Origin of the sequence: Vreelandella venusta, from assembly GCF_007989605.1 — a bacterium.
Lineage (GTDB): Bacteria > Pseudomonadota > Gammaproteobacteria > Pseudomonadales > Halomonadaceae > Vreelandella > Vreelandella venusta.
In genome coordinates this window covers 108,907-123,094 of the sequence record NZ_BJUL01000005.1, presented here as the reverse complement: position 1 = coordinate 123,094, position 14,188 = coordinate 108,907, and the positions used below count along the sequence as shown (strand labels likewise).

At 53.8% G+C, this 14,188-nt stretch carries 11 protein-coding genes; 5 read left to right on the top strand and 6 right to left on the bottom strand.

Translation table 11 applies throughout. The features are described 5' to 3' along the window. Positions 1–10 precede the first annotated feature (10 nt). Both HVE01_RS07280 and HVE01_RS07275 read left to right on the top strand, forming a co-directional pair. Positions 11–397: a Na+/H+ antiporter subunit G gene (locus tag HVE01_RS07280; RefSeq protein WP_125749297.1), complete on the top strand. Its 387-nt coding sequence runs from the start codon at positions 11–13 to the stop codon at positions 395–397. A 143-nt stretch (positions 398–540) separates the two neighbouring features. After that, positions 541–1,374: a DUF6694 family lipoprotein gene (locus tag HVE01_RS07275; protein WP_307725259.1), complete on the top strand. Its 834-nt coding sequence runs from the start codon at positions 541–543 to the stop codon at positions 1,372–1,374. A gap of 49 nt (positions 1,375–1,423) precedes the next feature. Here HVE01_RS07275 and serB read toward each other — a convergent pair whose 3' ends face one another. The 5 genes from serB to pgi form a co-directional block, all read right to left on the bottom strand. Beyond that, on the bottom strand, positions 1,424–2,629 hold the full coding sequence (gene serB, locus HVE01_RS07270; RefSeq protein WP_146943266.1) for a phosphoserine phosphatase SerB: 1,206 nt from the start codon (positions 2,627–2,629) through the stop codon (positions 1,424–1,426). A gap of 3 nt (positions 2,630–2,632) precedes the next feature. Continuing rightward, complete coding sequence (gene parC / locus HVE01_RS07265; RefSeq protein WP_213017518.1) at positions 2,633–4,888, bottom strand: DNA topoisomerase IV subunit A; 2,256 nt, start codon at positions 4,886–4,888, stop codon at positions 2,633–2,635. Between the two features lie 74 nt (positions 4,889–4,962). Beyond that, positions 4,963–6,930 (bottom strand): methyl-accepting chemotaxis protein, encoded by a 1,968-nt coding sequence (locus HVE01_RS07260; RefSeq protein WP_125749306.1) that lies wholly within the window; start codon positions 6,928–6,930, stop codon positions 4,963–4,965. Between the two features lie 159 nt (positions 6,931–7,089). Next, on the bottom strand, positions 7,090–8,985 hold the full coding sequence (gene parE, locus HVE01_RS07255; RefSeq protein ID WP_146943264.1) for a DNA topoisomerase IV subunit B: 1,896 nt from the start codon (positions 8,983–8,985) through the stop codon (positions 7,090–7,092). Between the two features lie 169 nt (positions 8,986–9,154). Continuing rightward, positions 9,155–10,849: a glucose-6-phosphate isomerase gene (gene pgi, locus HVE01_RS07250; RefSeq protein ID WP_146943262.1), complete on the bottom strand. Its 1,695-nt coding sequence runs from the start codon at positions 10,847–10,849 to the stop codon at positions 9,155–9,157. A 114-nt stretch (positions 10,850–10,963) separates the two neighbouring features. Here pgi and cmoA point away from each other — a divergent pair, with 114 nt between their 5' ends. The 3 genes from cmoA to HVE01_RS07235 all read left to right on the top strand — a co-directional run bounded on the left by cmoA (position 10,964) and on the right by HVE01_RS07235 (position 13,136). Continuing rightward, on the top strand, positions 10,964–11,707 hold the full coding sequence (cmoA, locus tag HVE01_RS07245; protein ID WP_083005974.1) for a carboxy-S-adenosyl-L-methionine synthase CmoA: 744 nt from the start codon (positions 10,964–10,966) through the stop codon (positions 11,705–11,707). A 1-nt stretch (position 11,708) separates the two neighbouring features. Continuing rightward, positions 11,709–12,722 carry a tRNA 5-methoxyuridine(34)/uridine 5-oxyacetic acid(34) synthase CmoB gene (gene cmoB / locus HVE01_RS07240; protein ID WP_146943260.1) on the top strand — a complete coding sequence of 338 codons (1,014 nt, stop codon included), beginning with the start codon at positions 11,709–11,711 and terminating at the stop codon, positions 12,720–12,722. Positions 12,723–12,887: 165 nt separating this feature from the next. Continuing rightward, complete coding sequence (locus HVE01_RS07235; RefSeq protein ID WP_125749317.1) at positions 12,888–13,136, top strand: GlsB/YeaQ/YmgE family stress response membrane protein; 249 nt, start codon at positions 12,888–12,890, stop codon at positions 13,134–13,136. 326 nt (positions 13,137–13,462) lie between these two features. Here the strand turns inward: HVE01_RS07235 and HVE01_RS07230 are convergent, their stop codons facing one another. Beyond that, entirely contained in the window at positions 13,463–14,137 is a 675-nt protein-coding gene (locus HVE01_RS07230) for a zinc metallopeptidase (RefSeq protein ID WP_146943258.1), read from the bottom strand. Positions 14,138–14,188 lie beyond the last annotated feature (51 nt).

Sequence of the window (14,188 nt, the reverse complement as noted above, 5' to 3'; positions counted from 1 at the left end):
AGATGCGCCAATGTCGTTTTTTGTCGAAGCGCTGATTTCATTACTATTGGTCGCGGGCGGTATTTTCGTGTTTATCGGCTCGCTGGGTCTTGCTCATCTAAGAGACTTCTACATGCGCCTGCATGGCCCCACCAAGGCCACCACACTCGGCATAGGCTGCATGCTTGTCGCCTCAATGGGTTACTTTTGGAGTATCGATGGCAAGCCTGACGTTCAAGAACTGTTGATCACGCTGTTTTTATTCATTACCGCACCGGTAAGTGCTCACTTGCTCGCCAAAACGGGTCTTCATCTGCAACTCAAGCATATAGATAAAACCCAGGGCAAACCGGTAGAACTTCGCTCAGAAGAAGTCGGTGAAAAGCCTGTCCCACACCCTGACAAGGGACATGGCTAAAAGGCAGGAACAGCCGTTCTTGACTGACAAGCGCTGGCCGAAACGCCAGCGCTTTTTATATGTCAGCGACGCGAGATAGTAGTGGGAAGCGACACTTTCCGGTAAGCTCCTTGCGTTTTGTTAGCCTGTTTTGAGGTAATTATATGTGGAGCCTGCTTAGGTTGTCGGCACTGTCATTAACCACGTTGATGATAGCGGGTTGCTCAGACCCCAAAATAGACACAAGCTCAATGCCAGCCGCCGTGGTATCCGTTGAGAAAGTTCGCGACTCACTCCCCGCCTACAAGCGCGATGAGTTTGATCAAGCATTAACGATCATTGCCATGTCATCGTTTAACGGCATCGACTTACTCAATGCTCAGCGTATGAATGCCGCCGAAATTGCCGAGTCGGCGAATGCCTACATGCATGGCCTAACGGGCGATGAGATTATAGAGCGCGCCGACAAAATGCTGCGTGAGCGCCGTGCCCGCGAACGCGAGCAGGCGCTTCAAACGCTTGATCGCCTAGAAACCAAACAAGCGCGAGCAGAACACGACCAACAACAGCGCGCCCGGGTGAGCATTGAAAGCGCCGATTACTACATCAGCACCAGCCCCTATGGCGCATTCGAACCGGTCATTGACCTTCAGGTAACGAATGGCTCTGACCAAGAGGTATCGGAACTGTTTTTACACGGCGTATTGACCAGCCCAGGACACGAGACACCCTGGGTAGATGAAACGTTTTACTATGTTATTGCTGGTGGCCTAGCCCCCGGCGAGACCGCCCAATGGAGTCTTGCCCCCAACCGCTTCGGCCCCTGGGGTAATAATCAGATCCCCCGCGATTCACAGCTAACCCTAACGCTAGAGGGGATTAATAATGCGCAAGGTGAACCCCTTTGGAATTCACCACCGCTTAGCGAAAATGAGGCCGCCAAACTAGAAGCCCTGCGCGCGGAATATGGCGGTGTTAACGGCCATACGGCCAACTAGGGCTAAGGCGGTGCTAAGGCACCGCCTGCTCACTTAGCGGCGTGATGCGTCAGTCGATCAGATCAGCTTCCCGATAGCCAATTAAATACAGTACCGCATCAATTCCCAACGTTGAAATTGCTTGGCGAGCTTGCGCGCGAACCACCGGCTTGGCGCGAAACGCAATCCCCAGCCCCGCTTTTGCCAACATTTTAAGATCGTTGGCGCCATCACCAACGGCAATGGTCTGCTCTAAAGTAAAGCCTTCCCGTAGCGCGATTTGCTCTAATAGATCGGCCTTGCGTTGCGCATCAACAATCGGTTCTTTCACATCACCGGTTACTTTGCCATTTTCAATGACCAGCTCGTTGGCGTGGATTTCGTCAAAACCGAGCTTTTCCTGAAGATGACGAGCAAAGTAGCTAAAGCCCCCGGACAATATCACCGTGCGGTAACCAAAACGTTTTAAGTTCGCCATTAGCCGCTCAACGCCGTCCATTAATGGCAGCTCGGCAGCAATCTCTTTTAAGACCGACTCATCTAGACCCGCCAGTTTACTCATACGCTCGCGGAAGCTTTCTTGAAAATCAAGCTCGCCACGCATCGCTCGCTCGGTCACCTCAGCAACTTCATCTCCAACGCCATGGCGGCGAGCCAGCTCATCAATCACCTCGGTCTTGATCAGCGTCGAGTCCATATCAAAACACACTAAACGACGATGCCGACGCCAGATAGTATCTTCTTGAATAGCAATATCGACACCATGCTGGGCACCTAGCGCAAGCGCCTTCTCGCGTAGGGTTTCTAGTTCTGCATCGCTTCCTCTGAGCCAACACTCAACGCAAGCACCGTTAGCCGGCGAATCTCCTTCAAGCGCTTCGCGGCCTGAAAGACGGTGAATTAGCTCAACGGTGAGGCCAAACTCTGCGGTCAGCGCCCCTACTTCAGCTAATATGCCGGCAGGCAGCTTGGGGGCTAACAGGCTTAAGATGAGTCTCGGTTGGCTGGCTTGCTCACTCCAGCGCTGATAGTCGTCACCACTTACCGCTATTGCTTGCACGTCTAAACCGAGCGTATCTCCCGCTTCACTAAGCGCGGCTTCTAAAGCGCTGTCCTGATCAAGCCCCACCAGTATTTCCAAAGAGAGCATGCCAAACGTCACGCTTTGATTAATATCCAGCAGCCGGGCACGCCCAGCCGCCAACGCATTTCCCAGGCCAGCTAACTGCCCCGGGCGCGCAACCCCGGTCGCACGAATCAAATAACGTGTTGCCATGACTTACTCCCCTGCCTCTAAACAATCTACTTTTTGGAAACCGCGGGGCAGTTTACTGCCTCGCCTACCGCGCTCACCACGATAATACGCGAGATCGTCGGCCTTCAGGGTTAGCTTACGCTTACCGGCATGAATAATGAGTTCACACCCCTCTGCCACAACGGCAATATCACGCACGAACTCTTCACGGCGAGCCGCACGCGGGCCGGGAATATCGAGCATTTTATTGCCTTTCCCTTTAGCCATTTCAGGTAATTGGTCTAACGGGAACAGCAGCAGCCTGCCTTCATTGGAAACCGATGCAACCCAATGGCCTTGGCCTTCCGGCACTTCCACTGGCGCCATAACGCTGCACCCTTTCGGAACACTTAGCACCGCTTTACCGGCTTTATTTTTACCTGTCAGAGCCTCAAGCTGGGCGATAAAGCCATAGCCACCATCACTGGCCAATACGTAGCGTTTAGTGGGCGGCGCCAGCATTAGCCCTGCCATGCGCGCACCTGCCGATACGTTGACACGGCCAGTAACCGGTTCCCCCTGACCTCGGGCACTAGGTAAGTTATGCGCCGCTAGGGTATAGGCACGGCCAGTGTCATCTAGCAGCACCAAGGGTTGATTGGTTTTACCCCGAGCCGCTAGTTGGAAACTATCGCCGGCCTTATAGGAGAGCCCTTCCGGATCAATATCATGGCCTTTCGCCGCACGAATCCAGCCTTTTTCCGACAACACGACGGTAATCGGGTCAGCGCCTAACAACTCTACTTCAGAGAGCGCTTTTGCTTCACTACGCTCAACCAGCGGCGAACGACGCGCATCACCATGCTCTTTACCCGCCGCACGGATCTCTTTTTCAATTAACGTGGTTAGCTTAGCTTCACTACCCAACAAGCCTTGCAGCGACTTGCGCTCTTTTTCCAGCTCATCTTGTTCGCCGCGAATTTTCATCTCTTCCAGCTTGGCAAGATGGCGCAGTCGCAGCTCCAGGATCGCCTCGGCTTGCCGCTCAGAAAGACCAAACGCAGCAATCAATGCTGGCTTAGGCTCATCCTCTTCACGAATAATACGGATCACTTCATCAAGGTTGAGGTAAGCCGTTAGCAGGCCTTCAAGAATATGTAGACGATCTTCGACTTTACCTAAACGATGCTCTAAACGACGGCGTACTGTCGCTCGCCTAAAGCGCAACCACTCGCTCAGCATATCGGGTAGCGGCATCACCCGGGGGCGGCCATCCAGGCCGATCACGTTCATGTTCACCCGCACGTTCTTTTCTAAATCCGTGGTGGCAAACAAGTGCGCCATCAGTGCTTCAACATCCACGCGGTTAGAACGAGGCTCAATTACCAGGCGAGTAGGCTCTTCATGGGTCGACTCATCACGCAGGTCGGCTACCATCGGCAGCTTTTTGGCCTGCATTTGCGCGGCGATCTGCTCCAGCACTTTGGCACCGCTGACCTGATAAGGCACCGCGGTAATCACGATATTGGCCTCTTCGCGCACATAGCGAGCGCGCAGCTTGACCGAACCGCGGCCTGACTCGTAGAGCTTACGCAGGTCTGCTTTCGGCGTGATGATTTCGGCATCGGTAGGAAAGTCGGGGGCCGGTACAAATTCCATCAGGTCGACAGTGGTCGCTGCCGGGTTCCGCAACAGGTGGCAGGTTGCCTCCACCACCTCAGACACGTTGTGAGGTGGAATATCGGTTGCCATCCCCACCGCGATGCCAGTCCCGCCGTTGAGTAACACGTGCGGCAAACGCGCTGGAAGCACTACCGGCTCTTGCATCGTGCCATCGAAATTGGGAGTCCAGTCTACGTTACCCTGACCTAACTCGCTAAGCAGCACTTCTGCAAACTTAGACAGCTTGGCTTCGGTATAGCGCATGGCGGCAAAGGATTTGGGGTCATCAGGACTCCCCCAGTTGCCTTGCCCATCTACCAGTGGATAGCGATAGCTAAACGACTGGGCCATTAGCACCATTGCTTCATAGCACGCGCCGTCGCCATGGGGGTGAAACTTACCCAGTACATCACCGACAGTACGCGCCGACTTTTTGTACTTGGCATTGGCGTGTAGCGCCAATTCACGCATGGCGTAAATAATCCGCCGCTGCACAGGTTTCATCCCATCGCCAATATTGGGCAAGGCGCGGTCTAAAATGACGTACATCGAGTAGTCGAGGTACGCTTTTTCGGTGTAATCGCGCAGGGACAGCCGTTCGACGTCACCCTCTGCTACCTGAATATCCATGTCGATCATATCCTACCTTAACAACAAAACCGCCCCAGTCGGGGCGGCTGATAAGCGGACACGCGGCCACTTAGCATGGCACGCTATGTTAATTGATACTTTTCATGCGATGCATTCGACAGTGCTGGAGCCTGGGATGCCGCTTGCGCACCGCCGTGAAACTCGTCTAGCAAGCCTTTTAAGCGCTGGGCTTGTAACGACAGTTCATTAGCAGCCCCTGCGGCTTGGCTAACCAAACCCGCATTCTGCTGGGTCACCGTATCCATCTGCGTTACCGCACGGTTAATCTCATCAATGCCATTGGTTTGTTCGCTGGAAGCTTGGCTGATTTCGCTAATGCGTGCCGTTACTTCCTCAATGGCGCCCACAATCTCTTTCATAGCCGACTCAGCTTGTTGAGCATAACCGCTGCCCGTCGCGATCTGCTCAGAGGTGGTTTTGATCAGCTCATTAATATTTCTGGCCGATGTAGCACTACGCGAAGCAAGCTCACGTACTTCACTGGCAACCACCGCAAAGCCTCTTCCGTGCTCACCCGCACGCGCTGCTTCTACTGAGGCATTCAGAGCTAATATATTGGTTTGAAAAGCAATATTTTCAATTACTTGAACAATTGAAGCGACTTCAACAGAACTTTCGTTGATCGCTTCCATGGATTGCGCCAGCCTCGATACCTGTTGGCCGCCGCGCTTCACTTTATCCGCTGACTCTTTTGCCCGCAGGTCTGCCTCTTGAGCGTTATCAGCGTTGCGCTTCACCGTAGCCGCCATCTCTTCCATCGTTGATGACGTCTCCTGAAGAGAAGCCGCCTGCTGTTCTGTTCGGCTAGAAAGCTCCGTATTACCTGCCGCAATTTCAGTAGACTCGCTGGCAATGGCATCGGCCACACTCCGCACGTCACCAAATAGCCGCTGTAGCTTCTCCGAGTATCGATTAACAGCTCGGCGCAGCTCGCCAATCTCATCCTCGCGATAGATCGTCAGCTCGCGACTCGAGTCATCCTGCCCTAGCTGATCGATTTGGCGGGTAGTACTGCGTATTTGCGCTAGCAAAATGCGACCGCCCCACCATCCAAGCCCCAGCAAGAGTGCCAGTAAGGGAACAATAAATAGCAGCAGATCACGTGTTAGCGTGCGTGCCAAAGCCGTAACCTGCTCGCTAGGCGTTACTAACCCTAGCGTCCACCCCGTACGTGGCATATCAAACAAACGCACCTCTGCAGGTTCTGCTAACACGCCTGCGTTTTCGACACTCGCTTGTTCACGGCCAGCCGTGATCGCCGTAACAACGGGCTGAAGCCAGGGCATATCACGGGCAACGTCCGCTAAACGCTTCATCTCATCCGAGGCTTGCTCTACCCCCGGCAGGTCAACGACGTTGTGTTCCTTATCTAGTACAAAGGCGTAGCCGCCCGTGCCACCGCCATTTTCTGCAAGAAACTCAGCCACACCGCCTAGCTGCATATCAATGGTCGCCACTCCTGAAAAAGCGCCATCGATATAATACGGAACACTACAGGTCACCATGGCAACCCCTGTGGCTGGGTCGCGGTACGCGGCAGACCAAACGCACTGCCCTGGCGTGGCATCGCGGGCACTGCTGTACCATGCTTCGTCATGATAAGGCGCAATAGTGCTTGCGTTGTAGTCATCCAGAAACTCCAACGTTCCCTGAGCATTCCGTGCCCAGAAAAAACTAAAGCGCTCAACACCTGGCGAAAATGCGTCTGGCTCAGGCCAAATACCACCTCCGGCAATCGTCATATTGCCGTTATCATCGACCACATTAGGCAGTGCTTGCCGGTAAATCGCTTCATCTTGGGGAAGCGACTCGGCCAGCGCTGCTAAGCTCGAGGTATTCCCCTCGACGCGAGCCAACTGGCCATTCAGCGCATTCACGATAGAGCCACCCGTCCGCTCAATCAATGACTGGCTTGCATCGATCACTAATGGCTGGCCACGCCAAGCCATCACGCCGTAAATACTGACAGCCATGAGTAGTGTGAGCACCACTGCAGACAACGTTAACTGCCGAGAGATTGTGTTGAACAAAGTTATTCCCCTGTCTATGAGCGTTTTTTTACGCGTCTTAGTATGTAGGCTACCTATTCAACTATCGGCCAAATAACATGGCACTGTAATAATGCCTGTTAACGTTTGCTCAGCAGGTTCGGCTGACACCTCTGGTGTTTACAACTGGTATAGCGGTCACTACACCTCTACATCAGCCAGATTACCGTAATCCTCCAGCCACTTTTTGCGGTCACCGGCACGTTTCTTGGCCAGCAACATATCCATCATTTCCATCGTGCCATCGCCCTCATCCAGCGTTAACTGCACCAAACGACGGGTTTCCACTGACATAGTGGTCTCACGCAGCTGTAGCGGACTCATTTCACCCAAGCCTTTAAAGCGCTGAACGTTGGGTGTGCCACGCTTTTTCGCCAACTGCTTGAGAATGGCAGCTTTCTCGCTCTCATCCAGGGCGTAGTGCACTTCTTTACCTAAGTCGATTCGATAAAGCGGTGGCATGGCAACAAACACATGCCCAGCATCCACAAGGCTGGGGAAGTGCTTTACAAACAGCGCGCACAACAGCGTTGCAATGTGCAAGCCGTCGGAGTCCGCATCCGCCAGGATACAAATTTTGTGATAGCGCAGTTTTTCAAGATCTGCGCTGCCGGGATCGGCGCCAATCGCCACAGCAATATCGTGCACTTCCTGAGAGCCATAGATATCGTGGGTATCGACTTCCCAGGTATTGAGGATTTTTCCGCGCAGCGGAAGAATGGCTTGAGTTTCACGGTTGCGCGCTTGTTTGGCGCTACCACCTGCCGAGTCGCCCTCGACTAAAAACAGCTCACTAAGGGCAGGGTCTTGACCGGAACAGTCAGCCAGTTTGCCTGGTAGCGCGGGGCCAGAAGTCACTTTTTTACGGGCGACCTTTTTGGACTTTTTCTGGCGCTGCTGAGCGGCGCTGATCACCATTTCGGCCAGCTGTTCGGCCTGTTCAATGTGGTGGTTAAGCCAAAGCGAGAAAGCATCTTTCAACACCCCCGACACGAAGCCCGCAATCGTGCGTGAGGAGAGCCGCTCTTTGGTCTGCCCGGCAAACTGAGGATCAAGCATTTTAACCGAAAGCACGAAGGAAGCCCGCTCCCATAAATCGTCGGCGGTCAGCTTAATGCCGCGGGGCAACAGGCTGCGGTATTCGCAGAACTCCCGCAGCGCTTCCAACAATCCTGAACGGAAGCCATTAACATGGGTGCCGCCCTGGGGCGTGGGAATCAGGTTCACGTAGCTTTCCAACAATGCGTCGCCGCCTTCGGGCAACCACTGAATCGCCCAGTCAACGCCATGCTCATCGTCGCTAAAATGGCCTACAAAGGGCTCATTTGGCACCACATCATAGCCATCGGTAGCTTCAGCTAGGTAGTCCTTTAAGCCATCGGCATAGGCCCATTCGGTTTTGGTGCCATCAGGCTCTACTAGCGTCACCGCCAGACCAGGGCACAGCACGGCCTTGGCACGTAACAAGTGCTTTAACTTTGAAAGGGCAAGCTTTGGGCTGTCAAAGTAGCTCTCATCGGGCCAGAAACGCACGAGAGTACCCGTCGCTTTTTTCGCCGCTTTACCAATTTCGTGTAGCTCTTCGACTTTTTCGCCAAACTCAAAGGCCATGGCATGGCGCGCGCCATTACGCGTAACTTCAACATCTAAACGGCGCGATAAGGCATTAACCACCGATACGCCAACCCCATGCAAACCACCCGAGAAGCGATAACTGGAGGAGGAAAATTTGCCACCCGAGTGGAGCTTAGTGAAGATGAGCTCGACGCCCGACACACCATGCTCAGGATGCATATCGATTGGCATGCCACGGCCGTTATCCTGCACTTCGATGGCGCCATCGCTATGCAGCACCACGCTGATAGCCGATGCATGCCCTGCGAGGGCCTCATCGACACTATTATCAATCACCTCTTGAGCTAAGTGATTGGGCCGCGAGGTGTCGGTGTACATACCGGGACGCTTACGCACCGGCTCGAGCCCTGACAGGACTTCGATGGAACTCGCGCCGTACTGGGAGGCATCAAACTGGGTCATGTAACATCGGTTCCTAAAAAAATAGCGCTAGCAGCCGCTGTTAAGTACTTGAAACAAAGCGTACTGAAACAAAACGTACTGCAACGAGTCATTAGCGGCTGGCAAAAGGGCACAGGATAGCGGAAAAGCAAAAAGCTGTATATCCAGCCATGAAAATCACAATAGCGTGCTACTCCTGCTCCGCTGCCCAAAACGCCTCTATCAAGCCGCGGCTGGAAGCATCCGTACGGGAAATATCACCGCCGCCATCAATGATCGCCTGGGTGTCGGTGGCAATTTTCTTACCTAGCTCAACGCCCCACTGATCAAACGGGTTAATATCCCAAATGACCGCCTGTACAAACACTTTGTGCTCATACAGGGCAATCAGTGCCCCCAATGTAAAGGGTGTTAGCTTATCCAACAGGACCGTTGTAGAGGGCTGGTTCCCACGGTAGCGCTTGTGCTCTGGGCGGGGGCCATCATCCTCTAGGGCGTCATCCCCCAGCATCAGTACTCGTGACTGAGCAAAGCAGTTCGCCAGCGCTAGGCGGTGCTGTGCCTTTAGATGGCGACGCGTATCCGGGTCTTCCACCTCATCGTAGCGCTTCAGCGGCGCTATAAAATCGCACACCACTGGCTGGGTGCCCTGGTGAAGTAACTGATAAAAGGCGTGTTGCGCGTTGGGACCAAGCTGCCCCCAAAGTACCGGACACGTTGAATAATTCACCGCCTGGCCTTGGCGAGTCACTGACTTACCGTTGGACTCCATCTCAAGCTGTTCAAGATAGGCAGCAAAGTACTCTAAGCGCCCATCGTAGGGCAGTATCGAATGGGCACGAATATCCAGGAAATTGACGTTCCAGATACCCGCTAACCCCAGCAGTACTGGCAGGTTTTCTTCCATTGGTGCATCACGGAAGTGGCAGTCCATTGCATGGCCCCCCGCCAACAGTTCGCGGAAATTATCCATGCCGACGACGAGCGCAATAGGTAGGCCGATGGTGCCCCACAAAGAGTAGCGCCCGCCAACCCAATCCCAGAACATCAGCTGGTGATCGGAGGAAATACCCCACTCACTCATCTTTTCAGGATTCGCCGACACACCAATGAAGTGCTGGCGAACAATTAACGCTGCGCTTAATGGCGCGGCATTGGGAAGATCGCCATGCTCAGATAGCCTTCCTAACAGCCAGTCTTTGGCCGTATTGGCATTGGAGAGCGTGTCGATAGTGGTAAACGACTTGGACGATAAAACAAACAGGGTTGTTTCAGGGTTAAAGCGACTTAGATAATCCGCCAGTTGCGAGCCATCCATGGTAGACGCAAAGTGCACGTCCAATGAGTGACCCTCTTTTGGGCGATAATCTGCCAGCGCATGGGTGACCATTAACGGGCCAAGATCCGAGCCGCCGACACCTAAATTCACCACATGACGAATCGGCTTACCGGTTGCTCCCCGCCACTGCCCCGCCTGCAAGCGTTGCACCAAGCGCTCCATGTGGGCAAGGCTGTCATGCACAGCGGCCACTACATCTTCCCCTTCTACTTCAAGCGTGGCATCAGCAGGTAAGCGTAAAGCGGTGTGTAGAGCAGGGCGATTTTCGCTAACGTTGACACGTTTGCCACTCAGCAGGGCATCAATCGCCCCAGGCATTCCTGCTTCATGCGCCAGCGCCAGCAAGTGTTCAAGGGTGTCGTCATCCCAACGCTGCTTTGATAAATCCAAGGTTAAACCTGCCACTTGGCGCGTAAAGTTCAACCAGCGACTGTCGTCATCACCGAACAAATTTTTTAAGTGTACGTGCTGTAGCGTGTCAGCATGATGCTTCAACATCTGCCATGCGGGTAGTGTATCGGGGGTTGTGCGTGCTGCTGAAGCCATATGCCCTCTCCTTTGGCGTCCTTCCGTGCGGCAGGAATCTGTTATAAACAGGTCTGTTCTGGTGTATCAAGGGCGCGTAAACTACCCAGCCTCATTAATAATCCTGGCTTGCCCATGAGTGATGCATCTTACCGCGACGCTATCTTTTCAACACCCTTAGATAAGGTGGCAAGGTTCTCTTTCGACGAACAGGTCGTTGCCTGTTTCCCTGATATGATTCGCCGCTCGGTGCCCGGTTACGGGCAAATCCTCGGCATGTTGAGCTTAATTGCCCAACGCCATTTGCGCCATGGCGCTCACGTTTACGACCTAGGTTGCTCGCTGGGCGCATCCGGCCTGGCACTGGCGGGCGCCCTTCCTGCTGATGCCTTCCGCTATACCGGTGTGGATCTTTCACCCGCCATGGTGGCTAGGGCCAAGCAAACCTTTTTGGAAGAGTGCCCAGACCATGCCATGCAGATCGAGGAGGCCGACATACGCACGCTGGAGTATGCACCTTCCGGCATGATCATTCTCAACTTTACACTGCAGTTTCTTCCCCCTGCCGATCGCGATGCGCTGCTAAAGCGGCTTTATGATGCCCTTGAACCGGGCGGCGTACTGATTTTATCGGAGAAAACCATCGATGCCGATGAACGGGACAACGCGTGGCGGGTTGAGCGCTATCATGACTTCAAGCGCGCCAATGGCTATAGCGATATGGAAATCAGCCAAAAGCGCACTGCGCTGGAAAACGTGCTGATACCCGACACGCTTGATGCCTTACATGGCCGCTTAGCCCTAGCAGGCTTTCCTCGCTCAATGACTTGGTTCCAGTACTTGAACTTTACCTCGCTGATCGCCTTCAAGGAGGATTAAGGTGCCGCTGTTACCCGATGATCATCGCGCGCTTTATCAGGCATTTTTAGATCAAGCCAGCCAGGATGCCACACTGACACCCTGGCTTGCCAAGCTGCCCGAACAGCTGGCCAGGGGATTAGATCGCCAGCGCCATGGTGACCTGTCCGCTTGGGAAAAGGCAGTTGCCAAACTGCCTGCTCTGCCCGAGGAGCGCCACGTCGATCTTACCAGCGATACAGTGAGCGTTGAGGTCGCTTTGAGCGATAGCCAAAAGCGTCAGTGTTTTAACCTGCTGCGCAAACTATCGCCCTGGCGCAAAGGCCCCTTTCGGTTGGGTGGCATTAATATCGATACCGAATGGCGCTCCGACTGGAAATGGCAAAGAGTCGCCCCGCATCTTGCGCCGCTAAAGTACCGTAAAGTATTGGATGTTGGCGGTGGCAGCGGCTACCACGCTTGGCGCATGGCTGGAGAAGGCGCAGCCTTTGTGCTTGTGATTGATCCTTCACCACGTTTTTATTGGCAGTTTCAGGCGGTGCGCCACTTCGTTGGCAATGCCGACGGCGGTCGCACGCAGTTTCTACCGGTAGGCATTGAAGATGTGCCGGAAAAGCTGGGATTTTTCGATACGGTATTTTCCATGGGCGTGCTCTACCACCGCCCTTCGCCACTTGAGCATTTGCAGCAACTAAAAGAGGCGTTAGCCCCTGGCGGTGAACTGGTACTAGAAACGCTAGTGGTGGAAGGCGATGAACAAACCGTGTTTGTACCCGGCGAACGCTACGCCGCGATGCCTAATGTTTACTTCCTGCCCTCTTCAAAAGCGCTATGTCACTGGCTAGAACGGTGCGGTTTTACCAATGTGCGAGTGGTCGACGAAGCGCTAACAACGCTTGACGAGCAGCGCTCAACCGAGTGGATGACCTATCAATCGCTAGCGGATTTTCTCGATCCCAGCGATCCAACTCGCACCATTGAAGGCTATCCTGCACCACGCCGTGCGGTAATTATCGCCAATCGAAACGAATGTTGATGGGCTGTGTCATACGCTTGTCAAACAAGCGTGTAATGATCGTGCTGTTAATGACACGCTTTTTAGTAACAGTTCTTAATTACTTAGATCGTTATAAGATAGCCCATAATGTCATCGCTCATATAGGCACAAGCTCACCAATAGAATATTTATCAAGGAGTAAAGATGGGTTTTTTAGCGTGGATTCTATTCGGTCTTATCGCCGGTGTTATTGCAAAAATGATTATGCCTGGTAAGGATCCAGGTGGTCTTATCATTACTATTCTTCTTGGCGTTGCCGGCGCATTCGTTGGCGGCTGGATTGGTTCATTCGTTGGTCTTGGCACCATGGGCGACTTTAGCTTTGGTAGTTTTGTGACCGCTATCGTAGGCGCATTGGTATTGTTGTTCGGCTATCGGATGATCAAGAAGTAAGCATCTCACATTGCCCATACGACAAAAAAAGCCGCTCAATAGAGCGTAATGCCAGTCAGTTAAGCCTGACTGGCATTAGCCGATGGGCTGGTTTTTTTGTTTAACAAGCGCCTGACGATGACTCCCCCCAGCCCTTCGAGACGTCCTCGTCATTCCCGCAGGCCCTTAGCGGGAATCCATGTTGACATGGGATTCTGGGCTGCTGCAGGTCAAGATCAAGATGGATTCCCGATAACCCCACTCGGGAATGACAGTGCGGTAGCTGGCATTAGCCGATGGGCTGGTTTTTTTGTTATTCAACAGGGCTTGGCCAGCGCTCGCTAATCTCAACGCCGCAAAATTACCAGCCAACGGCCAAGGTTCATCACGCTGGCCAGCGAAGCAGCAACGTAGGTGAATGCGCAGGCGGTAAGCACATGGCGAGCGCCGGGCATGTCATAGGGCGGCACGTACTCTTTAAGCAGCGGCAGTGCACGGTTAAAGCTGGCATCGAACTCAACGGGCAGCGTCACCAGATGCACCAATGCGGCGGTGCCAAAACTTACGACGGCCATAGCGATAACCGCTGCTAGCCCACCAGGCAGCCTTGTGAGCACAAACAGAAACGGTGCGGCCATCATTAAAATAGCCCCCAGTTTTTCTGCCTTTTGCGCTAGTTGAACCAAACGGCTGCGGGCTAACAGAGGCGCATAACCTTCATGGTGTTGAATAGCGTGACCAACCTCGTGGGCAGCAACGGTCACCGCCGTCAGCGAGCGGCCATCATAGCAGTCTGGGGTAAGGCGCACGCAGCGCGACTCCGGGTCGTAATGATCACCAAATTCGCTACGCTCCACTCTCACGCCTTCAACCCCCAAACGGCGTAGTAGGTGCTCGGCAAGCTCTGCGCCAGTCCCCGGATAGTCATCCCGCCCACGAGTGTGGCGTTTTAACACCCACTTTGCCCATAGGTTAGGCAGAACAAAAATGGCCAGCGCCAATACGATTAACACAATGACCATGATCACACTCACCGCTGATTAAGAACCTAAGTTAACGACCCGCAAACCCGT